The following is a 20,348-nucleotide window of genomic DNA, read 5'->3' on the forward strand; positions in this document are numbered from 1 at the left end:
GGCGGAAGGCGGTGGGGCTCCAAATGGCCTGGGGAAAACGGTGGATGCTGGGGAGAACTTTGCCCGAGCCGGCCATGCGAACGGCGCAGCGGGGACAACCGTCTCAGCGCCGGTACACGGGATGAATCGCCGCGGCTGCGGAGCGTTTCCGGGGGTAATCCGATTCACCGAGGCGATTCAGCCGCTTGCACCCCGACTCTGCACGGGACAGGCCTGTGGATGAAAAGCGGGCGAGCCGTAATCCCCATCGTGCACAGGCCCCTACTACTGCCACAGACTCTTTAGGATTCTTTCTTCTTATTGGGGAATTGGCGTTTCGGCGGCTGTGCCCTAGGCAGAGGGCGATGGGACAAAGCCACGGGAGGCGGGTTTGACGGCAGAGACAGCGGGCATGACGACCATGGATGCGCCCGGGAAACCGCTGCTGCGCGCTTTGGCCGGGGAGGCGGTGTGGCCGCCGCCGATGTGGCTGATGCGCCAGGCTGGCCGGTACCTGCCCGAATACCGCGAGATCCGCGCCGAGGCCGGCGGCTTCATCAAGCTGTGCACCACGCCGGAGATGGCGGCGGAGGTGACGCTGCAGCCGATCCGCCGCTACGGCATGGATGGCGCCATCCTGTTCTCCGACATCCTGATGGTCCCCTGGGCCATGGGCCAGCCGTTGCGCTTTGCCGAGGGCGAGGGCCCTCAGCTTGAGCCGTTGCGCGACCTGGCCGCGGTGAATGCTCTGGAAGTGGGCGCCGTGCGGGAACGGTCTGCCCCGATTTTGGAGACGGTGCGCCTGGTGCGCGCGGCGCTGGAGGCGCAGCACCCGAAGACCGCGCTGATCGGCTTCGCCGGCAGCCCCTTCACGGTGGCCTGCTACATGGTCGAGGGCCATGGCAGCCGGGATTTCGCCACGACGCGGCAGATGGCCTATGGCAACCCGGCCTTGTTCGGCAAGCTGATCCGCACCCTGGTCGAGGCGACCACCGAATACCTGCTGGCCCAGGCCGAGGCGGGGGCCGAGGCGCTGATGCTGTTCGATAGCTGGGCCGGCCTGCTGCCCCCCGCGCAGTTCCGCCGCTGGGTCATCGAGCCGACCGCGACCATCGTCCGCAGCCTGAAGCGGCTGCATCCTTCCATCCCGATCATCGGCTTTCCGCGCCTGGCCGGGCCGCTGATCGGCGAGTACACGCTGCGCACCGGCGTCAACACGGTCGCCATGGACACCTCCATGGACCCGCGTTTCGCTGCCAGCGCGGTCGCGCCCACGGTCGGCCTGCAGGGCAATCTCGACCCGCTGTCGCTGATTGTCGGCGGCGATGCGATGGAGGCGGAGGCGCGCCAGATCCTGGCCGCGATGCGTGGCCGCCCCTTCGTGTTCAACCTGGGCCACGGCATCGAGAAGGTGACCCCCCCCGAGCATGTCGCCCATCTCGTCCGCATCGTCCGCGCGGGCCTTTAGTCCCAAAAATAGATGAGGGGCCCGGGGAGAATACCTTCTCCCCGGCCAATCCTACCGCGGCACCATCACAAACAACGCCGCCCGATCCCTCATCCCCCCCGCCTCCGCCCCCGCCGCATCCCCCCACCCGGTAAACAGGTCACTCCGTGCCGCGCCGCGGATGGCGCCCCCGGTATCCTGGGCCATCACAAGGCGCCGTAGCGGCGCCTGTGCCGCCACCCAGACGGGTGCGCCGAGCGGTGTGCGGGTGCGATCCACCGCGAGCGACCGCCCGGGCGTCAGCGGGGCGCCCAGCGCGCCCAGCGGTCCTGCCTCCGGCGGCAGCTCCGTCAGGGGGCGAAAGAAGACGTAGCTCGGGTTGCGGTTCATCAGCGCCGCGGCGTCTTCGGGTGGGGCGCTGGCCAGCCAGGTGCGGATCGCCTGCATCGAGACCGTCTCCCGCGTCAGGGTGCCGCTCTCCACCAGGGCGCGGCCGATGGCGTAGTAGGGGTGGCCGTTCTGGGCGGCGTAGCCGAGGCGCAGCACGCCGCCTTCCGCCAGCTTTATGCGGCCAGAGCCCTGAATCTGCAGGAAAAACGCATCGGCCGGGTCATCCACCCAGACGAGCTCCAGCCCGCGCTCATCCAGCGCGCCGCCGATGATCGCCGCGCGGTCCGCGAAAGGATGCAGTCGCCCATCCTGCACCAGGCCCGCGGTGCGCCGGCCGCGCAGGTCCTGGGCGAATTGGCCGAGATCGACTTGCACCAGCTCCGGTGGTTGGGCGTGCAGGGGGGTCTGATAGGGGCCGTGGCGGCGGGTGCTGCCGCGCAGCTCCGGCTCGTAATAGCCGGTCAGCACATCCTCGCCCACGGCATAGGCGATGAAGTGGGTTTCGAAGAAATGCCGCGCCGCTGGCGGGCTGGCCGGCAGGGTTGCGGCCGCGGCGCAGGCCGGGGCGAAATCCCCCGCGTTCCGCGCCAGCGCGCCCTCTCCACCCAGGGTCCGGTCTGCTGGCAGCTGCGCCAGAACGGCGCAGCTTGCGCGAAAGGCCGGAAGCGCTGCCTCCAGCCTATCCTCGGCCCATCCCGGCAGCTCGGCAAAGCTCACCTGCCGGGGGAAGGGAACCGGCTCCGCACATCCCACCAGCCCAACAAGGCCGGCCCAGAGAAACCTCCGCCACACGACCGCGGCAGCGCCTCGAAACTAAGCGGAGCGGGTGGCGACGAGGCGCCAGGTGGGGTCTTCGCTGCCAAGGTCGCGCTGGAAGGTCCAGATGTCGGTCAGTTCGGTCACCGCCTCGGCGCCGGCGGAGACGCTGCCATCGCTCGCCGTGGTCAGGTTCACCTGGTCGCTGACGAAGCGGACGGTGACATCGGCGGTGGAGCCGCGCAGGTCGGCGGCCTCGATCCCGGCCTCCTGCATGGCGCGCACTTCGGAGCGCTGCGTCTCACCGGCCTGTTCGCGGGCGGTGATCGCGCCCTCGAAGCCGCCATAGACGTCATCGGCCAGCAGCGCGCGCAGGGTCTCGCGGTCGCCGCGGGCGAAGGCATCCACCACCATGCGGAAGGCGCCCTCGGCGCCGTTCAGGAAGCCATGCGGTTCGAAGGACGGGTCGACGCCCTTGATGCGGGCCATCGCCTGGCCGGCCGGCGTGCGCGCGTCCGGCACCACATGGCGCGTGGTACTGGCGGCGGCCGGTGGCGGCAGTTCCGGCTGGTCCGACTCACCCACCGGGCGCGGACCACGCGGATCATAGGGTGCCGCACCCTCACGCGGCGGACGCTCGTAGCCGGTACGACGGCCGAGCACGCTCCGCAGTCGCAGCACCAAAAAGGCCGCGACCATTGCGAACAGGATCAGATCGACAGGAAAGCCGCCCGACATTGCCAACTCCTCATCAAGCACTCACTTAAGGCGGCCTCTGCCCCCTCGCAACGCCTTCACCACCAATGATGCGCTTGAAGCGTCAATAGATCCCCTTGAACGCCCGAATGCCGCCGCGAATTGTTCCCGCGTCTGCATCCACCATCCCCCCATGCCCTTCGGGAGCTGCCAAGCCGATGATCCTGCTCCGCCACGGACAGAGCGAATTCAACCTGCACTTCAGCGCAACGCGACGTGACCCCGGCATCCCCGACCCGCGCCTCACGCCGCTCGGCCACAGCCAGGCCGAGCAGGCGGCGGAGGCGCTGGCGGCACAGGGCATCACGCGCATCATCGCCTCCCCCTACAGCCGCGCCTTGCAGACGGCGGAACCCCTGGCCCGCAGGCTGGGCCTGAATGTGCTGGTGCAGCCGCTGGTGCGGGAACGTTATGCCTTCACCTGCGACATCGGTAGCCCCACCACGGCGCTATCCGCCGAATGGCCACATCTTGATTTCCGCCATGTGGAGGAAGTGTGGTGGCCGGCGCAGGAGGAACCGGCGGACCAGGTGCTGGCGCGCGCCGCCCTGTTCCGTGGCGAGATGTCGGCGCTGGAGGATTGGTCCAGCACGCTGGTTGTCGCGCATTGGGGCTTCATTCTGGCGATGACGGGCCAATCCGTCGCGAACGGCACCTGGCTGCGCTGCGACCCGACCGAGCCGGCCCTGACCGAGGTGTCCTGGAAACACCACTGAGGGCCGTCAGTCGCGGCGCCCGAAGATCGCGGAGCCGACGCGGACATGGGTGGCACCCTCGGCGATCGCGGCCTCGAAGTCGCCGCTCATGCCCATGGAGAGGGTGGCCAGGCCGTGCCGCGCGGCCATCGCCGCCAGCAAGGCGAAATGCGGCCGTGGGTCGTCCTCCGCCGGTGGGATGCACATCAGCCCGTCCACCGGCAGGCCGTGTTCTTCGCGACAGAGGCGGATGAAGGCATCCGCCTCCGCACGGGCGATGCCGGCCTTCTGCGGCTCGTCACCGGTATTGACTTGCACCAGCAGCCGCGGCTGGCGGCCCTCGCGCGCCATGGCGTCGCGCAGCGCCAGGGCGAGCTTCGGGCGATCCAGGCTTTCGATCACATCGGCGACCCGCACCGCCTCCCGCGCCTTGTTGGTCTGCAAGGCGCCGATCAGGTGCAGGCGCAGTGCGGGCCAGGCGGGGCGAAGCGCGGGGAACTTGCCCTCCGCCTCCTGCACCCGATTCTCGCCGAAGATCACCTGGCCACAGGCCAGCGCCGCTTCGACCGCGGCGGCGGGATGGGTCTTGGAAACGGCAACCAGGGAGACGGCGCCGGGCGGCCGGTTGGCACGGGCACAGGCCTCGGCGATCCTGTCGCGGATCTGCCTGAGATTGGCGGCGATGGTCGGATCGGCGGGGAGGTCATGCGGCATGGCAGGGACGCTAGAGGGCTGGTCGCGCCGGCTCAAGCCGCGCCGTGACCTGCGCGGTCCGATCCCCCGGCTTTGGCTGGTGACGGACCCGGTCCGCCTGCCGGACCCTTGTACCGCTGCTGCGCGCCTGCCGCGCGGGTCCGGGGTGCTGGCCCGTGGCCTGAAGGCGCCGGTTCTGGCGCGTCTGCGCCATATTGTGCGGCGACGGGGCCTGGTGCTGCTGCTGGGCGGCGATCCGGCAACGGCGCTCCGCACGCGCTGCGGCCTGCACCTGCCAGACCGCGCGGACCCACCCCGGCTGAACGCCTTCCTGGCGGCGCGGCGGCGCGGCGCGCCCTGGGCGCGGCTGTCGCTGGCGGTGCATGGGCGCGCCGCAGTGCGGCGGGCGCGGCGGCTGGGCGCGGATTTCGGCTTCGTCTCCCCGGCCTTCGCCACGGCCAGCCACCCTGGTGCGCCAGGGCTGGGGGCCTTGCGCTGGGGTCAATTGGCCGCGGGGCTGGGACGGCCGGCGGTGGCGCTGGGCGGTGTTGGGGACGCCACGGCGGGAAGGCTGCCGCGCCAATGGCTCGCAGGCCTGGCCGCAATCGGCGCGTTGCGGCGCTGATCTGGCTTGTGGCCATTTCGCCACAGTGTCTCAAGGAAGTCGCGGCACGCGCCGCTGCGCCGTTGCCCTGTCACGCTTGCACGGATCATTATCCGCCCCGGACCTGACTGCTACCGGGGGGGAACCTGGTGGCGGCGTCCTGCCGAGGGGGGCAGGCGGGTCGTCGCATGCCGGGGGCCACCCGGCGCAGGAGGAGGTTTTTAGATATGCGCAAGATTCTGCTGGGCACCACCGCCGTGGTCGGCGCCGCGCTGATGGGCGTCACTGTCGCCCAGGCGCAGACGGCTCCGACGGTTCGCGTGGGCGGCTACTTCGAGTTCACCGGCGGCTTCATCGACGACAGCGCTGACAGCGGCGCCGTGACCCTGACTTCTCCGGGTCGTCCGAACGAGACTGCCAGCCGTTCCAAGTTCGATTTCCGCTCCGACATGGAAATCTCCGTGATCGTTCGCGGCAAGGCGGCCAATGGCCTGTCCTACGGCGCCGAGATCGAGCTGCAGATGGACGCCAACAACACGTCCTCGACCGCCATCGACACCGACGAGATGTGGGGCTTCATCTCCTCCCCGACCATGGGCACCCTGCAGTTTGGTGACCAGGACAGCGCCGCCGACCAGCTGAAGGTTGCCGCCCCGGGCGTGACGAACCTCGGTGAATCCGGTGGTTGGGACGAGTTTATCGCGCCGAACGCCGATGGCACCCGCTACATCCTGTCGACGATCAACGACGGCAGCGACGCCACCAAGATCATCTACCTGTCCCCGCAGTTCTTCGGCTTCGACTTCGGCGTCAGCTTTGCGCCGAGCCAGTACGAGGGCGAGAACTTCCTGATCGGTGGTTCCTCCACCGTTCTGCAGCGCGACCCGAACGCCGGCTCCATCCGCAACGAACTGTCCGGTGCGATCCGCTACCGCGGCTCCTTCGGCAATGTCGGCGTGGCGGCGGCGTTCTCCGCGATGCGCGGCGATGCGCCTGACGCGCACAGTGGCGCGGTTCAGATCCAGAACCCGAATGCCTACCAGGCCGGCCTGAACCTGTCCGCCATGGGCTTCACCGTCGGTGGCCACTATGTGTGGGGCAAGTACGCCGGCAGCTCCATGGGCCGCGCGGGCATCCGCGAGGGCCTCGGGAACTCCAGCAACTGGACGGTTGGCGCGACCTACCGCACCGGCCCGATCGCTGTCGGCGCTTTCTACTCGCTCGGCAAGCGTGACAACGGCGGCGCGCTGGCCGACCGTGAGCAGCGTGCAATGGGCGTCGGCGCCGTCTACACCGTCGCGCCGGGCCTGGAGATGTTCGCGAACTACACGAACGTCGACGACGAGAACATCGCCAACAACGCCGCGAACCCGACCTCGATCTCGCGCCGCAACCGCGACATCGACGTGTTCATCATCGGCACGCGCCTGGCCTTCTGATCCTTCCGGATCGGCGAGCCTGAAGGGGGTAGCAGGGCAACCTGCTACCCCTTTTTCATGCGCGACACTCCGGCCCGCCCTCCCCCGGCTTTGCGATCGGGCGCCGGAAGGGTAAGACCATCCTGAGAAAGGGCCCCCGCCGGGCCGGGATGGGAAAGATGCGCCTGACGCGATTGATGATGCTGGGCCTGACCGGAACGCTGCTGGTGGCGTGCAGCTCGATGGACGGCAATCTCCGCACACCCGAACTCGACGAATACAGTTCCGACCGCCGGCGGGACCAGGTGCGAGGCCGCCTCGGTGGCAGCGATGGCATCCTGATCTTCGGCACGGATCGCAGCCAGCAGCGTGGCGCGGCCGACCAGGGTGGTGTCGGCATCGGCGTCAATGCCTTCCTTTGGCGCGCGGCGCTGGATACGCTGTCCTTCATGCCGCTGTCCTCCGCCGATCCCTTCGGCGGGGTGCTGATCACGGATTGGTATTCGCCGCCGGGCAACCCGAGCGAGCGTTTCCGCGCCACCGCCTATATCCTCGGCCGCCAGCTTCGCTCGGATGGCGTGCGCGTGGCGCTGTTCCGGCAGGAATTGCGCGGCAATGCCTGGGTGGAGGCGCCGGTTTCCGCCGGCACCGCCTCGGAGCTTGAGGACCAAGTGCTCGCCCGGGCGCGGGAACTGCGCGCGCAATCCACCGCCGCCGCGCGGTAGCGCCGGCTCAGCACGATGAACGAAATGTCGCCGACACCAGAACCTGGCCAGCCACAGCCGGCCCGGCATGATTTTGCCGCCGCGGAGCCGCGCTGGCAGGCTGAGTGGGACCGCCGCGGCTGCTTTGCCGTGCCGGACGTGCCGCCCGAGGGCGCCAGCAAGTACTATGTGCTGGAGATGTTCCCCTACCCCTCCGGCAAGATCCACATGGGTCATGTGCGGAACTACACGCTGGGCGATGTGGTGGCGCGCTACAAGCGCGCTCGCGGCCATCTGGTGCTGCACCCGATGGGCTGGGATGCCTTCGGCCTGCCGGCGGAAAACGCCGCACGCGAGCGCGGCATTCATCCGGGCCAGTGGACCTACGACAACATCGCCGCCATGCGCACCGAGCTGAAGCGCATGGGCCTTTCGCTGGACTGGTCCCGCGAATTCGCCACCTGCGACGTCGCCTATTATGGCAAGCAGCAGAAGCTGTTCCTGGATTTCTGGAAGGCCGGGCTGGTCGAGCGCAAGGAAAGCTGGGTCAATTGGGACCCGGTGGACGGCACCGTGCTGGCCAATGAACAGGTCATCGACGGCCGCGGCTGGCGTTCCGGCGCGCTGGTCGAGAAGAAGAAGCTGTCCCAGTGGTTCCTGGCCATCACCAAATACGCGCCGGACCTTCTGGAGGCGCTGGGCGGGCTGGACCGCTGGCCTGAGCGCGTGAAGCTGATGCAGTCCAACTGGATCGGCCGAAGCGAGGGCGCGCGGGTGCGTTTCCCGCTGACGGAGCCGGTTGCCGAAACGTCGGAAATCGAGGTCTTCACCACCCGGCCGGACACGCTGTTCGGCATGTCCTTCATGGCGGTTGCCGCCGAGCATCCCCTGGCCGCCGCGGCCGCCGCCGCGAATCCGGACGCGGAAAAATTCATCGCCGAATGTCGCCGCATGGGCACCAGCGAGGCGGCGATCGAGCAGGCGGAGAAGCGCGGCTTCGACACCGGCTTCCGGGTGGCGCATCCCTTCCTGCCGGGCCAGACCTTCCCGGTCTGGATCGCGAATTTCGTGCTGATGGAATACGGCACCGGCGCCATCTTCGGCTGCCCCGGCCACGACGAGCGCGACTTCGAATTCGCCACGAAATATGGCCTGTCCATCAAGCCGGTGGTGCTGCCGCCGGGGGCCGACCCGGCGAGCTTCGCGCTGGATGGCGCCGCCTATACCGATGACGGCACGCTGTTCAACTCGGACTTCCTGGACGGCAAGCCGGTGCCAGCCGCCAAGCGGGCGGCGATCGAGACGCTGGAGGCCCAGGGCCAGGGCACTGGCGTGGTCAATTGGCGCCTGCGCGACTGGGGCGTGTCCCGCCAGCGCTATTGGGGCTGCCCGATCCCGGTCATCCACTGCGATGCCTGCGGTGCCGTCCCGGTGCCGGAGGACCAACTTCCGGTCGAATTGCCGCAGGATGTGGACTTCTCCCGCCCCGGCAATCCGCTGGATCATCACCCGACCTGGAAGCATGTGAATTGCCCCTCCTGCGGCGCGGCAGCGCGCAGGGAGACGGATACCTGCGACACCTTCGTCGACAGCTCCTGGTATTTTGCCCGCTTCTGCTCCCCCGGCGCCGCCGAGCCCGTCACCCAGGCGGCGGTGAATGCCTGGCTGCCGGTGGACCAGTATATCGGCGGCATCGAGCACGCGATCCTGCACCTGCTCTACAGCCGCTTCTTCACCCGGGCGATGCAGGCCACCGGCCACCTGGACGTGAAGGAGCCCTTCGCCGGGCTGTTCACCCAGGGCATGGTCCAGCATGAAAGCTACAAGGGCCCGGATGGCCGCTGGCTGTATCCCGAGGAAGTGGATTTCAGCCTCGCCGCCGATGGCAGCCGCAGCGCGACGTTGAAGGGCGGCCAAGAGCCGGTGACCATCGGCCGGGTCGAGGCGATGTCCAAGTCCAAGCGCAACACGGTGGACCCGGGCGCCATCATCGGCAAATACGGCGCCGACACCGCGCGCTGGTTCATCCTGTCCGACAACCCGCCCGAGCGGGACATGGAATGGACGGAATCCGGCGTCGCCGGGGCCTTCCGCTTCACCCAGCGCGTCTGGCGGCTGGCCAGCAATGCCCTGCCGACCCTGCCGGCACCTGGAACGCCGATGCCCGAGGCGGCTGGCGCTGCGAAAAAGCTGCGCCAGGTGACGCACCGGACCATCATCGCGGTGACGGAGGCGCTGGACAGCTTTGCGTTCAATGTCGCCGTCGCCCGCATCCATGAATTCGCCAACGCCATTGGCGACGCCGAGGCCCAGGCTACGGCCGAAGGCATGGGCGAAGCGCGGCGGGAGGCGCTGGAAACCCTGGCCCGCCTCACCGCCCCGATGATGCCGCATCTGGCGGAGGAGCTCTTCGCCCTGCTCAACCCCGCCGCGCCGGACCTCGTCGCCCAACTTCCCTGGCCGGAAGCCGACCCGGTCCTGGTAAAGGCGGAGACGATGACGCTGGCCGTGCAGGTGCTCGGCAAGCTGCGCGCCACCATCGAGGTTGCCGTCGGCGCGCCGGAGGCGGAGATTTTCGCCCTGGCCGAGGCGGAGGAGAACGTGCAGCGTGCCTTTGGCGGCAAGCCGGTGAAGAAGCGAATCCATGTTCCGGGGCGGGTGGTCAATTACGTCGTCTGAATCCCCTTCGCGGCGCGGGCTGCTCGGCGGGCTGGGCCTGCTGGCGCTGGGCGGCTGCGGCTTCCGGCCGCTTTATGGCGGCGGTAGCTCGGGGGCGGTGCGGACGGAGTTGTCGCAGATCCGCGTCGCCCTCATCCAGGAACGCTTCGGACAGTTGCTGCGCCGCGCGCTGACCCAGCGTATGGGTCAGTCCATCGGTGGGCCGGCCCAACCGCTGTATGAATTGCAGGTGGCACCCGCCCAGCAGGCGGAGGGCGTGGGCATCCAGCGCGACGGCACGCCGACCCGCGTGCGCGTCATCGGCACCGCCAACTGGCTGCTCGCCCGCATCGGCCCGCCGCGCGAGACTTTGGCGACCGGCACCGAGCGCGCCACCGAGGCCTACAACATTCCGCCGAACCAGTTCTTCGCCTCCGACAGCAGCCGCGAATTCGCGGAACAGCGGCTGGCGGATTTGCTGGCGGAACTGGTGGTGACCCGCATTGCGGTGGATTTCCGCCGGCGGGAAGCCGGTGCCGCCGGGCTGACGCCCGCCATCCGCTGAGGCGGGATGGCCAAGCTCGACCCCAAGCGGATTGCTGGCTTCCTGGCCAACCCCGGCGCCACCCGCGCCGTGCTGCTGCATGGCGATGATGCCGGCCTGGCGCGCGAAAGGGCGGAAGCCTTGATGCACGCGGTACTCGGCCCCACGCCGGACCCCTTCCGCCTGGCGGAGCTGAGCCGGGAGGAAGCCGCCCGCCCCGGCGCCCTGGCCGGCGAAGCCGCGGCCCTGGCGATGACCGGCGGCCGCCGCGTGATCCGCCTGCGCGACGCGACCGATGCGCACGCCACGCCGCTGAAGGACGCCCTGGCCGGCGCCGGGGATACGCTGCTGCTGCTGGAGGGTGGCGAAATGACCGCCCGGTCCAAGCTGCGCGCCATGGCGGAAGCCGCGCCGGATGTGGCCGTGCTGCCCTGCTACCGCGAGCGGCCGGAGGAACTGGCCGGCACCATCGCCCGGCTGCTGCGCGAACAGGGCGTGCAGGCGGACCCGCCGGTGCTCGCCTGGCTGGCGGCACGGCTGGGCGAGGACCGCATGCTGCTGCGCCGCGCGGTGGAGGTGCTGGCGCTGCATGCCGGGCCGGAGGGCCGGGTGGATGAGGCCGCGGCCATGGCCTGCGTCGCGGATGGTGCGACGTCGGATCTCGACACGGCGCTGATGGCCGCGACCGCTGGTGAGGCCCAGGCCGCCGACCGCGCGCTGGATGCCGCCTTCGCGGAGGGGGCCAATGCCGTGATGGTGGTGCGCGCCACACTGCGCCACGTGCAGCGGCTGCATGAGGCACAACTGGCCGGCGATGCCGGGGTGCTGCGCCCGCCGGTGTTCTTCCGCCACAAGCCCGCCTTCGACCGGGCGCTGCGGATCTGGCCGCTGGCGGCGCTCGAGGCCCAGGGCGCGGCGCTGCTGGAGGCCGAACGCCGCACCAAGACCACCGCGTTCCGGGAGGTGCATGAGATGCTGGCCCGCGCCGGCATCGCCGCGCTGGCCCGCCAGGCTGCCGCCTACGCCCGCCGCTGATCCGCTCTGGCGGAACAGGCGGGGCGCAAGACGGCTGGAAGAAAAATATCTTCCCGCTTGAACCGGCCCCTCCCGGTGCGGTTGCATGATGCTCGTTCATGCAGCGGGAGGTCGCGGATGCGCCGCAGGTCCCTTCTTGCCGCGGCGGGTGCCGCGGCCGCTCTAAGACCCGCCGGTGCCCGGGCGGAAGATCCTGTGGATGTGGCGCTGGTGCTCGCCGTGGATATCAGCCGCTCCGTCGATGAGGATGAGGCCCGGCTGCAGCGGGAAGGCTACCGCAGCGCCATGACGGACCCCCGGCTGGTGGAGGCGATCCGGGGCGGCATGACCGGTGCGATCGCCGTCGCCTATGTCGAATGGGCGGGTCTTGAATATCAGCGCCTGGTGCTGCCCTGGACCCGCATCGGCAACCAGGCCCAGGCGGAAAGCTGGGCCTCGGCCCTGGCGGAGGCGCCGCGCGTGTCGCTGTCGTGGACCTCGATCTCCGCGGCCATCGAATTCTCCCGCAGCACCCTGGCGGCATGCCCCTTCGAGGCGACGCGCCGGGTGATCGATGTGTCGGGCGATGGGGTCAACAACAGCGGCGCGCCGGCGGAGGAAGCCCGTGACCGGGCGGTGGCGGAAGGCATCACCATCAACGGCCTGCCGATCCTGAACGACCGCCCGACCTTCGGCCGCCGCCCGCCCATCCCGCTCGACATCTACTATCGGGAGAGCGTGATCGGCGGGCCCGGCGCCTTCATGATCGCGGCGGAGAATTTCGACAATTTCGGCCAGGCGGTGCGGCGCAAGCTGATCCGGGAAATCGCCGGCCTGTCCGCCGAGCCGGGCCTGCGCCAGGCCTAGCCTTATCCACTTGCCACCATTGCGGTCTCGCTTGGAACCGCAGCGCAGCATGGCGCGTTTTCCCCGCATCAGGACAGCCAGCAAGGTCCGGCGCAGCGGTCGCGAACGATCGCTGCTGAGCGCGATGGCGCGTGCCGGGATGCTGGACACCAGGAGACCAGAACCATGCAGGCTGCTCCACCGACACGACTCGGCGGCAGGGTGAAACCCGTTCTGCTGTGCCTTTCCCATCTGCGATGGGATTTCGTCTTCCAGCGCCCGCAGCACCTGATGACGCGCGCGGCGCAGGACCATGAGGTGATCTTTTTCGAGGAGCCGTTGCAGGAGGCGATTCCGCAGCCGCGGCTCGACCTGTCCATGCAGCAGGGAGGTGTGCTGCGCGCGGTGCCGGTGCTGCCGCATGGTCTCGATGCCGCGGCCAGCGCGGCAGCCCTGCGGGTGCTGCTGGACGCGATGCTGGCGGAACGCGCTGGGCGCCCCTTGATCGCCTGGTTCTACACGCCGATGGCGCTCACCTTCGCCGATCATCTGCGGCCGGATGTGACGATCTACGATTGCATGGACGAACTCTCCGCCTTCCGCGGCGCGCCGCCGGCCATGCTGGCGATGGAGCGCCGGCTGCTGGACCTGGCCGACGAGGTGTTCACCGGCGGTCGCAGCCTGTTCGAGGCGAAGCGCGACCGGCACGATCGCGTGCACTGCTTCCCCTCCTCCATCGACACCGCGCATTTCGGCCGCGCCCGGGGCGAGCTGCCGGAGCCGGCCGCATTGGCCGGCATCCCGCACCCCAGGATCGGCTTCTTCGGCGTGATCGATGAGCGGATGGACCTGGCGCTCGTCGCCGCCTTCGCCGCGCTGCGGCCGGACATGCACCTCATCATGCTCGGCCCGGTGGTGAAGATCGACCCGGCCAGCCTGCCGCAGGGGCCGAACCTGCATTGGCTTGGCGGCCGCCGCTATGACGAGCTGCCGGACTACCTGGCGCATTGGGACCTCGGCTTCATGCCCTTCGCGCTGAATGAGAGCACGCGCTTCATCAGCCCGACCAAGACGCCTGAATTCCTCGCCTCCGGCCTGCCGGTGCTGTCCACCCCGGTGGTGGATGTGGTGCGGGACTATGGCGAGGCCGGGCTGGTCGAGATCGTGGAATCGGCCGCGGAACTGGCGGAGCAGGCGGATGCGCTGCTGGCGCGGCCGCGTGAGCCATTCCTGGCACGGGTCGACCAGCAATTGGCGAAAAATTCGTGGGACATGACCTGGGCGCGGATGGCCGCGTTGCTGCGGGTTCCAGAAGCGGCACCGGTCGCAGCGATGGCAAAGGGGGTGGCCCATGTTTGATTGGCTCGTCGTGGGTGCCGGCTTCGCCGGTTCCGTGCTGGCGGAGCGCCTGGCGGCGTCCCGTGGCGACCGCGTGCTGGTGATCGACAAGCGCGACCATATCGGTGGCAATGCTTATGACCACCTGGACGATGCGGGGGTGATGATCCACCGCTACGGCCCGCACATCTTCCACACCAACAGCGAGGCGGTGTTCGCCCATCTGTCGCGCTTCACCGCCTGGCGCCCCTATGAGCACCGCGTGCTGGCCGAGGTGGTGAGCCCCACGACTGGGGAGACGGTGCAGGTGCCGATGCCGATCAACCTCGACACCATCAACCGGCTGTACGGCCTGGACCTCACCGAGGATCAGCTGGAATCCTGGTTCGCGGAACGCGCCGAGCAGGTGGACCAGGTCAGGTCTTCCGAGGATGTGGTGGTCGGCAAGGTTGGCCGCGAATTGTACGAGCTGTTCTTCCGCGGCTACACGCGCAAGCAATGGGCGCTGGACCCGAGCGAGTTGGACAAGTCCGTGACGGCCCGGGTTCCGACGCGGACCAATCGCGACGACCGCTATTTCACGGATCGCTTCCAGGCGATGCCGCGGGATGGCTACACCGCCATGTTCAGCCGCATGCTGGACCACCCGAACATCACGGTCCGCACCGGGATGGAATTCGCCGAGGCGCGCCGTCGCTTCAGCTTTCGCAGGGTGATTTGGACGGGCCCGGTAGATGAGTATTTCGGCCATCGGCACGGCCGCCTGCCTTATCGCAGCCTGCGCTTCCGGCATGAAACGCTGGACCATGAAAAGGCGCTACCGACCGGCACGGTGAACCACCCGGCGGAGGCCACGCCCTATACCCGCGTGTCCGAATACAAATACCTGACCGGGCAGGTGCATCCGAAGACCAGCGTGACCTACGAATTCCCGGCTGCGGAGGGCGACCCCTACTACCCGATCCCCCGGCCGGAAAATCAGGCGTTGTACAAGAAGTACGAGGCGCTGGCGGATGCCGAGCGGGATACCTGGTTCGTCGGGCGGCTCGCGACCTACCGCTACTACAACATGGACCAGGTCGTCGGGCAGGCGCTGGCCACCTTCGAGCGCATCCAGAAGGTGGTGCCGCCGATGGCGGTGAATGACGAAGTCGCTGCCGGTCGCGTCGCCGCCGGCGACTGAAAGCCCGCTCCCCCCAACGGGGGGAGAGGGCTTTTACTATTCCGCCGCTTGCCTCGAAGGCTCCCCGGCCGCGCCGGGGCGGCGTACGCGTAACCGCCGGATGCGGCGCGGATCGGCATCCAGCACCCGGAATTCGAGGCCGGAGGGGTGGGAGATCAGCTCCCCCCGCGCCGGCACACGGCCGGCGAGGGTGAAGATCAGCCCGCCCACCGTATCGATATCCGCGCTGCGCTCCTCATCCGTCAGCACCGCGCCGAATTTCTGCTCGAAATCCTCGACCGTGGTGCGCGCATCCAGCTCCACCGTGCCATCCGGGCGGTCCAGGATGGTGACCGGCGCGACCTCGTCATGCTCGTCGGAAATGTCGCCGACGATGGTCTCGACCAGATCCTCGATCGTCACCAGCCCGTCGATGCCGCCATATTCATCCACGACCAGGGCCATGTGGATGCGCGCGGCGCGCATCTGCAGCAGCATGTCCATCACCGGGATGGTCGGCACCACGAACAAGGGCCGGCGCAGGATGGCCTTCAGCGAGAAGCTGGCCGGGTCCCGCCCCACCGAGGCAAACACGTCCTTGATGTGGACCATGCCGACGATGTCATCGAGGTTCTCCCGGTAGACTGGGAAACGGCTATGGCCCTCGCGCTGGATCATGCTGATGGCCTGGTCCAGCGTCAGGTCCTCCGGCATCGCCACGATATCGGCGCGTGGCACCATCACGTCATAGGCCGCCTTGTCGCGCAGCCGCAGCACATTGCCGAGCAGCGCGCGTTCATTGGAGTCGAGCCCGCTGGCGAGATGTTCCGGGTCGTGCGGAACGCCTTCCTCCTGCCGGCCTTCCAGCAATTCCTCGACCTGGTCGCGCACCGTATCCGCGGTGCGGCGGCGGAGCAGGCCCTGGATGCGCCAGAGCAGGCTGTTGCGGCGTTCGACCGGCGAGGGCTGGGGGGAGTGGTCTCCGTTGCCGTTCATGTCGCTGGCCGTCCCCGGCCCTCCTTCCAGGGGTTGGGGCGGCCGAGGCGGCGCATGACGCGCGCTTCCGCCTGTTCCATGCGTCGTGCTTCGCCGGCCTCCAGATGGTCATGGCCGGCCAGATGCAGGGCGCCATGGGCGACCAGATGCGCCAGATGGTCGGCGGGCCTGCGCCCGGCCTCCCGCGCCTCGCGCCGGACCACGCCCAGCGCCAGGGCGATGTCGCCCAGATGGCCTGGCAGGCCGCCTGGGAAGGACAGCACATTGGTCGGCTTGGCCTTGTCACGGTGTCCGGTGTTGAGCCGCTTGACCTCCGCATCGTCGGTCAGCAGCACGGTGACGGCGCCTTCGGCGCCGGCCTCCCGCAGGGCCGCGGCCACGGCGCGGCGCGCAAGCGCCTCCGGCTGGGGCACGGTGGCGCGCCAGCCCTGGGTGGCGAGGACGACGGTAATGCCCGCCTCCCCGCTCTGCATCCCGGCCCGGGCTTCCGCGCCCGTGCCGGGATGTCTACTTAACGGTTCCATCGCTCTCCAAATGCCCCCGGTGCCTGGCCCGCCATCAGCGGGGGACCGGCACCGAACAACTCATCCGCGCCCACGCGCCGCCTGGTCCATCCGACCATATGCGGCGACGATGCGCGCAACCAAGGGATGCCTTACCACATCTTCCTCGGCAAATCTCGCAACTGCGATGCCTTCCACGCCCGAAAGGATCGACAGCGCCTCCGCCAGGCCCGAACGCTGGCCGGGCGGCAGGTCCACCTGGGTCGGGTCGCCGGTGATGACCATGCGGCTGCCCTCACCCATGCGCGTGAGGAACATCTTCATCTGCGCGGCTGTGGTGTTCTGCGCTTCGTCCAGGATGGCGTAGCAATGCGCCAGGGTCCGGCCGCGCATGAAGGCGAGCGGCGCCACCTCGATCTCGCCGGCCGTCATGCGGCGGGTGAGCTGTTCGGCCGGCATCATGTCGTGCAGCGCGTCATACAGCGGGCGGAGATAGGGATCGACCTTCTCCTTCAGGTCGCCCGGCAGGTAGCCGAGTTTTTCGCCCGCCTCCACCGCGGGGCGGGACAGCACGATGCGATCGACGCGCCCGGCCTGCAGCAGCGCCACGCCCTGTGCCACGGCGAGGTAGGTCTTGCCGGTGCCGGCCGGGCCGACGCCGAACACCATCTCGCTGCGCGCCAGCGCGTCGATATAGGCGGCCTGGGCCGGGGTGCGCGGCGCGATGGCGCCCTTGCGGGTGCGGATCGCCGGCAGGTCCTGCAGCGGCAGGCGAGGGTCGCTGTCCTGCGCCCCCTCCGCCATCCGCATTGCCGCCTCGACCTCCGCGCTGCCCACCGGTTCCCCCTTCTGCAATCGTCGCCACAGCGCCATCAGCGCCGCTTCCGCCACATCGGTCCGCTCCGGCGCACCGGTGATGGTCAGCCGGTTGCCCCGGCTGCCGAGGCGGATGCCCAGCCGGACTTCCATCCGGGCCAGGTTACGGTCGTGCTCGCCATACAGCAGCGGCAGCAGGGCGTTGTCGTCGAATTGCATGGTGACGACACGCTGCGTGTTGCTGTCCCGCGGCGCAGTGGCGGCGGGACGTGGCGGCGGGCGGAGGCTGATCGCGGCGGGGGGTGTGTTCAAGCGGCGGCCTTCTCCTGACGGGGCGTTTGTGGCGGAGGACCGAGCGCCTCATTCCCCTCGAGGCGGACGGAAAGCGAATTCGGCATCGCGGCGGTGACCACCGCCGGAACCACCTGGCCCGTGAGATCGGGCGAACCAAGCCCGTGCACCGGCTGAAGCCAGGGCGACCGGCCGGCGAACTGACCTTCATGCCGCCCGGCGCCGGTGACCAGCACTTCGCAGCGGCGGCCGATGCAGGAACGATTGAAGGCATCCTGCTGTTCCCGCAGCAGGGCCTGAATTTCCTGCAGCCGGCGGTCCTTCTCGGCTTCCGCAACCTGCATCTGGGCGGTCGCGGCCGGCGTGCCAGGGCGGGCGGAATATTTGAAGGAATAGGCCAGCGCGAAGCCGACATCCTCGATCAGTTTCAGCGTCGCCTGGTGGTCCGCCTCGGACTCGCCGGGATGGCCGGCGATGAAGTCCGACGACAGGGCGAGATCGGGCCGCGCCTCGCGCAGCTTGTCGGCAATGCGGCGATACACATCCGCCTTGTGACCGCGATTCATCGCCGCCAGCATCCGGTCCGAGCCCGACTGCACCGGCAGGTGCAGGAAGGGCATGAGTTGCGGGATGGTGCCGTGGGCTGCGATCAGCGCGTCATCCATGTCCCGCGGATGGCTGGTGGTGTAGCGCAGCCGGGCCAGGTTCGGGATCTCCGCCAGTTCCAGCAGCAGGCGGTCCAGCGTCCAGGCGCCGCCGGACAGGCCCTCCCCATGCCAGGCATTCACATTCTGCCCGAGCAGCGTGATCTCCCGAGCTCCCTGCGCCACCAGCCGCTTCGCCTCGGCAAGCACCGCGCTGGCGGCTCGGGAGTATTCGCTGCCGCGGGTGTAGGGGACGACGCAGAAGGAACAGAATTTGTCGCAGCCTTCCTGGATGGTCAGGAAGGCGGTGACGCCCTGGGGCGTGGTGGAATCCGGCAGGAAGTCGAATTTCTGCTCGGTGGGGAAATCGGTCTCGATGACGGCGCCGGCGGCGCGGCTGATGCGGGCCACCATTTCCGGCAGCCGGTGATAGCTCTGCGGGCCGAGGACGAGATCCACATAGGGCGCGCGGGCGGTGATCTCCGCCCCTTCGGCCTGGGCGACGCAGCCGGCAATGGCCAGGATCATGCGGTGGCCGGACTGTTCCTTCGCCTGCTTCAGCACCCGCAGCCGGCCGAGTTCGGAGAACAGCTTCTCGCTGGCCTTCTCCCGGATATGGCAGGTGTTCAGCACCACCATGTCCGCGTCTTCCGGCGTTTCAGTGGCCGTGTAGCCGAGCGGGGCCAGGACATCGGCCATGCGGCCGCTGTCATAGACATTCATTTGGCAGCCCCAGCTACGGATGAACAACCGCTTGCGGGGGGATGGGGACACAGTCATTCGGGGCCAAGCTCCGTCGCCCCGCCTGGAAGGAAGCGAGGGGAAGCCGGGGATTTGCGCAGGCCGCGCGCCCGGGTCAAGCGAGGCGCATCCGGCCCGCGGCCAGGAAGGTCTGCCGCCTTTGTCTCTCCACGCCGACAGGCTGCGGGATCGGCGCGCGCCGGGTCAAGCGGGAAGCGCGGGCCTGGGGCCTCACGCGGGCAGCAATTCCGGCTGCTTGCCCGCCTTGGGCTGGGGCGGCGTGGCGCTCAGCGGCAGGGCCGGGCGGTTCTGCCGCAGGGTGGAACAGCTATCCGCCACCACCTGGGCGCAGGCCGCCGCCAGCACCTTGCGATCCGGCCAGGCGGCGGGGTCCAGCGGCGCGTGCAGGATGATGGTGGCGCGCCCGCCGGGGCGCCGCGCCAGCCGCCAGAAATGGGTGAAGATGTCGGTGTCGCCATACCAGGCGAAAAGCGGCCGGTCGCGCCGGCAGGCAGGCAGGCCACCGAGGCGATCGAACACCACGGAAACCGGCTGCACCACCCGCGCGCTGTCGGCCACCGACAGGAAGGCGCTGCGGAAGGGCAGCACGCGGCCGCCATCGCTGGTCGTGCCCTCGGGGAACAGGATCAAATTGTCGGCAGCGGCGAGGCGGGCGCGGATCGCATCCGCCTCCCCCTTCGTGCCGGTGCGGCGGCGGCTGACGAAAACGGTACGGCCGAGCTTGGCGACGACGTTGATCAGCGGCCAGCGCTCGATATCCGATTTGCCGACGAAGCTCGCCTCCAGCGTCGCGCCCAGCACCAGGATATCGAGCCAGGAGGAATGATTGGAAACGAACAGCACCGGCTTCTCCGTGGAAGCCTCCCCCACCACCTGGATCCGCAGGCCCATCAACCCGCAGAGCGTGCGGTGATAGACCCGCGCGAAGGCGGCGGCGCCGCCGCCCGGCAGCACCAGCAGCAGCGCCTGGATCGGGATGGCGATGAGGGTCCAGAGCACCAGGAAGACCAGCCTTCGCACGGCGCGGAAGCGCCCGCCGAGCGGGCGTTCGCCCAGCACATCGCCCCACATCCCCTCGGGGTCCGAGGCGGAGAATTGGATGGCGAGGCGCCGCTTGCGGGGGCGCAGCACATCCGGCGCGGTCAGTCGGGCTGTTGCCTGCATGAAGAAGCATTAATACCGCGATTGAAGGCAGGGCAATGAAGGACTGGCGACGGTCCCATGAACACCGGCAGAAATCCAAAAGAATTGTTGCTGCTGCGATGCAGCAGGCACGCCCCCCCGGCCGGGCTTTGTGCGGCAGGCCGTTGCGCGGCGGGGTGCGAAACCGGC

19 protein-coding genes are annotated in these 20,348 nt (G+C 69.2%); 11 read left to right on the forward strand and 8 right to left on the reverse strand.

From position 1 onward, the window contains the following. Positions 1-400 precede the first annotated feature (400 nt). The gene (gene hemE, locus ACFHNC_RS01175) at positions 401-1,447 is read left to right on the forward strand and encodes a uroporphyrinogen decarboxylase (protein ID WP_437167686.1); all 1,047 of its coding nucleotides are present in this window, start codon (positions 401-403) and stop codon (positions 1,445-1,447) included. 51 nt (positions 1,448-1,498) lie between these two features. On the opposite strand, the gene mltA is transcribed toward hemE, so the two are convergent. Further along, positions 1,499-2,533 carry a murein transglycosylase A gene (gene mltA, locus ACFHNC_RS01180; RefSeq protein WP_437167367.1) on the reverse strand — a complete coding sequence of 345 codons (1,035 nt, stop codon included), beginning with the start codon at positions 2,531-2,533 and terminating at the stop codon, positions 1,499-1,501. A 96-nt stretch (positions 2,534-2,629) separates the two neighbouring features. Beyond that, positions 2,630-3,310: a Tim44/TimA family putative adaptor protein gene (locus ACFHNC_RS01185; protein WP_437167368.1), complete on the reverse strand. Its 681-nt coding sequence runs from the start codon at positions 3,308-3,310 to the stop codon at positions 2,630-2,632. Positions 3,311-3,486: 176 nt separating this feature from the next. Here ACFHNC_RS01185 and ACFHNC_RS01190 point away from each other — a divergent pair, with 176 nt between their 5' ends. Then, positions 3,487-4,044, forward strand: coding sequence for a histidine phosphatase family protein (locus tag ACFHNC_RS01190; protein WP_437167369.1), 558 nt, complete (start codon positions 3,487-3,489; stop codon positions 4,042-4,044). A gap of 6 nt (positions 4,045-4,050) precedes the next feature. Here the strand turns inward: ACFHNC_RS01190 and ACFHNC_RS01195 are convergent, their stop codons facing one another. Next, the gene (locus tag ACFHNC_RS01195) at positions 4,051-4,737 is read right to left on the reverse strand and encodes a YggS family pyridoxal phosphate-dependent enzyme (RefSeq protein WP_437167370.1); all 687 of its coding nucleotides are present in this window, start codon (positions 4,735-4,737) and stop codon (positions 4,051-4,053) included. On the opposite strand from ACFHNC_RS01195, the gene ACFHNC_RS01200 reads away from it, so the two are divergent. The 9 genes from ACFHNC_RS01200 to glf all read left to right on the forward strand — a co-directional run bounded on the left by ACFHNC_RS01200 (position 4,736) and on the right by glf (position 15,025). Then, positions 4,736-5,341 (forward strand): thiamine phosphate synthase, encoded by a 606-nt coding sequence (locus tag ACFHNC_RS01200; RefSeq protein WP_437167371.1) that lies wholly within the window; start codon positions 4,736-4,738, stop codon positions 5,339-5,341. The two genes, ACFHNC_RS01195 and ACFHNC_RS01200, sit on opposite strands and share 2 nt — an antisense overlap. 206 nt (positions 5,342-5,547) lie before the next feature. Beyond that, a complete protein-coding gene (locus ACFHNC_RS01205) occupies positions 5,548-6,759 on the forward strand; it encodes a porin (protein ID WP_437167372.1) in 1,212 nt (403 codons plus the stop codon). A 158-nt stretch (positions 6,760-6,917) separates the two neighbouring features. Further along, positions 6,918-7,463, forward strand: a complete 546-nt coding sequence (locus tag ACFHNC_RS01210) for a DUF3576 domain-containing protein (RefSeq protein WP_437167373.1) — start codon at positions 6,918-6,920, stop codon at positions 7,461-7,463. Between the two features lie 24 nt (positions 7,464-7,487). Beyond that, positions 7,488-10,121, forward strand: a complete 2,634-nt coding sequence (gene leuS, locus ACFHNC_RS01215; protein ID WP_437167374.1) for a leucine--tRNA ligase — start codon at positions 7,488-7,490, stop codon at positions 10,119-10,121. Then, positions 10,087-10,665: an LPS assembly lipoprotein LptE gene (gene lptE, locus ACFHNC_RS01220; RefSeq protein ID WP_437167375.1), complete on the forward strand. Its 579-nt coding sequence runs from the start codon at positions 10,087-10,089 to the stop codon at positions 10,663-10,665. The genes leuS and lptE overlap by 35 nt, the downstream gene beginning before the upstream one ends. Before the next feature lie 6 nt (positions 10,666-10,671). After that, positions 10,672-11,679, forward strand: a complete 1,008-nt coding sequence (holA, locus tag ACFHNC_RS01225) for a DNA polymerase III subunit delta (protein WP_437167376.1) — start codon at positions 10,672-10,674, stop codon at positions 11,677-11,679. Positions 11,680-11,874: 195 nt separating this feature from the next. Next, on the forward strand, positions 11,875-12,525 hold the full coding sequence (locus tag ACFHNC_RS01230) for a DUF1194 domain-containing protein (protein WP_437167377.1): 651 nt from the start codon (positions 11,875-11,877) through the stop codon (positions 12,523-12,525). A 165-nt stretch (positions 12,526-12,690) separates the two neighbouring features. Then, entirely contained in the window at positions 12,691-13,863 is a 1,173-nt protein-coding gene (locus ACFHNC_RS01235; protein ID WP_437167378.1) for a glycosyltransferase, read from the forward strand. Continuing rightward, positions 13,856-15,025 (forward strand): UDP-galactopyranose mutase, encoded by a 1,170-nt coding sequence (glf, locus tag ACFHNC_RS01240; protein ID WP_437167379.1) that lies wholly within the window; start codon positions 13,856-13,858, stop codon positions 15,023-15,025. Before ACFHNC_RS01235 ends, glf begins: the two co-directional genes overlap by 8 nt. A 36-nt stretch (positions 15,026-15,061) precedes the next feature. Here the strand turns inward: glf and ACFHNC_RS01245 are convergent, their stop codons facing one another. The 5 genes from ACFHNC_RS01245 to ACFHNC_RS01265 form a co-directional block, all read right to left on the reverse strand. Then, positions 15,062-16,000 (reverse strand): hemolysin family protein, encoded by a 939-nt coding sequence (locus ACFHNC_RS01245; RefSeq protein WP_437167380.1) that lies wholly within the window; start codon positions 15,998-16,000, stop codon positions 15,062-15,064. After that, the gene (gene ybeY, locus ACFHNC_RS01250; RefSeq protein ID WP_437167381.1) at positions 15,997-16,473 is read right to left on the reverse strand and encodes an rRNA maturation RNase YbeY; all 477 of its coding nucleotides are present in this window, start codon (positions 16,471-16,473) and stop codon (positions 15,997-15,999) included. The genes ACFHNC_RS01245 and ybeY overlap by 4 nt, the downstream gene beginning before the upstream one ends. 111 nt (positions 16,474-16,584) lie before the next feature. Further along, on the reverse strand, positions 16,585-17,538 hold the full coding sequence (locus ACFHNC_RS01255; RefSeq protein ID WP_437167687.1) for a PhoH family protein: 954 nt from the start codon (positions 17,536-17,538) through the stop codon (positions 16,585-16,587). Between the two features lie 89 nt (positions 17,539-17,627). Continuing rightward, positions 17,628-19,034 carry a tRNA (N6-isopentenyl adenosine(37)-C2)-methylthiotransferase MiaB gene (gene miaB, locus ACFHNC_RS01260; protein WP_437167382.1) on the reverse strand — a complete coding sequence of 469 codons (1,407 nt, stop codon included), beginning with the start codon at positions 19,032-19,034 and terminating at the stop codon, positions 17,628-17,630. A gap of 192 nt (positions 19,035-19,226) precedes the next feature. After that, the gene (locus tag ACFHNC_RS01265) at positions 19,227-20,180 is read right to left on the reverse strand and encodes a lysophospholipid acyltransferase family protein (RefSeq protein ID WP_437167383.1); all 954 of its coding nucleotides are present in this window, start codon (positions 20,178-20,180) and stop codon (positions 19,227-19,229) included. Between the last annotated feature and the right edge of the window lie 168 nt (positions 20,181-20,348).

This window comes from Falsiroseomonas sp. E2-1-a4 (genome assembly GCF_051433165.1).
Classification (GTDB): domain Bacteria; phylum Pseudomonadota; class Alphaproteobacteria; order Acetobacterales; family Acetobacteraceae; genus Falsiroseomonas.

Excerpts from the sequence above, each read along its gene's own strand:
- hemE (WP_437167686.1), top strand. The coding sequence starts at position 401 with ATGGATGCGCCCGGGAAACCGCTGCTGCGCGCTTTGGCCGGGGAGGCG.
- ACFHNC_RS01185 (WP_437167368.1), bottom strand. The coding sequence starts at position 3,310 with ATGTCGGGCGGCTTTCCTGTCGATCTGATCCTGTTCGCAATGGTCGCG.
- ACFHNC_RS01190 (WP_437167369.1), top strand. The coding sequence starts at position 3,487 with ATGATCCTGCTCCGCCACGGACAGAGCGAATTCAACCTGCACTTCAGC.
- ACFHNC_RS01200 (WP_437167371.1), top strand. The coding sequence starts at position 4,736 with ATGGCAGGGACGCTAGAGGGCTGGTCGCGCCGGCTCAAGCCGCGCCGT.
- ACFHNC_RS01195 (WP_437167370.1), bottom strand. The coding sequence starts at position 4,737 with ATGCCGCATGACCTCCCCGCCGATCCGACCATCGCCGCCAATCTCAGG.
- ACFHNC_RS01205 (WP_437167372.1), top strand. The coding sequence starts at position 5,548 with ATGCGCAAGATTCTGCTGGGCACCACCGCCGTGGTCGGCGCCGCGCTG.
- ACFHNC_RS01210 (WP_437167373.1), top strand. The coding sequence starts at position 6,918 with ATGCGCCTGACGCGATTGATGATGCTGGGCCTGACCGGAACGCTGCTG.
- leuS (WP_437167374.1), top strand. The coding sequence starts at position 7,488 with ATGTCGCCGACACCAGAACCTGGCCAGCCACAGCCGGCCCGGCATGAT.
- lptE (WP_437167375.1), top strand. The coding sequence starts at position 10,087 with ATGTTCCGGGGCGGGTGGTCAATTACGTCGTCTGAATCCCCTTCGCGG.
- holA (WP_437167376.1), top strand. The coding sequence starts at position 10,672 with ATGGCCAAGCTCGACCCCAAGCGGATTGCTGGCTTCCTGGCCAACCCC.
- ACFHNC_RS01235 (WP_437167378.1), top strand. The coding sequence starts at position 12,691 with ATGCAGGCTGCTCCACCGACACGACTCGGCGGCAGGGTGAAACCCGTT.
- glf (WP_437167379.1), top strand. The coding sequence starts at position 13,856 with ATGTTTGATTGGCTCGTCGTGGGTGCCGGCTTCGCCGGTTCCGTGCTG.
- ACFHNC_RS01245 (WP_437167380.1), bottom strand. The coding sequence starts at position 16,000 with ATGAACGGCAACGGAGACCACTCCCCCCAGCCCTCGCCGGTCGAACGC.
- ybeY (WP_437167381.1), bottom strand. The coding sequence starts at position 16,473 with ATGCAGAGCGGGGAGGCGGGCATTACCGTCGTCCTCGCCACCCAGGGC.
- ACFHNC_RS01255 (WP_437167687.1), bottom strand. The coding sequence starts at position 17,538 with ATGCAATTCGACGACAACGCCCTGCTGCCGCTGCTGTATGGCGAGCAC.
- miaB (WP_437167382.1), bottom strand. The coding sequence starts at position 19,034 with ATGACTGTGTCCCCATCCCCCCGCAAGCGGTTGTTCATCCGTAGCTGG.
- ACFHNC_RS01265 (WP_437167383.1), bottom strand. The coding sequence starts at position 20,180 with ATGCAGGCAACAGCCCGACTGACCGCGCCGGATGTGCTGCGCCCCCGC.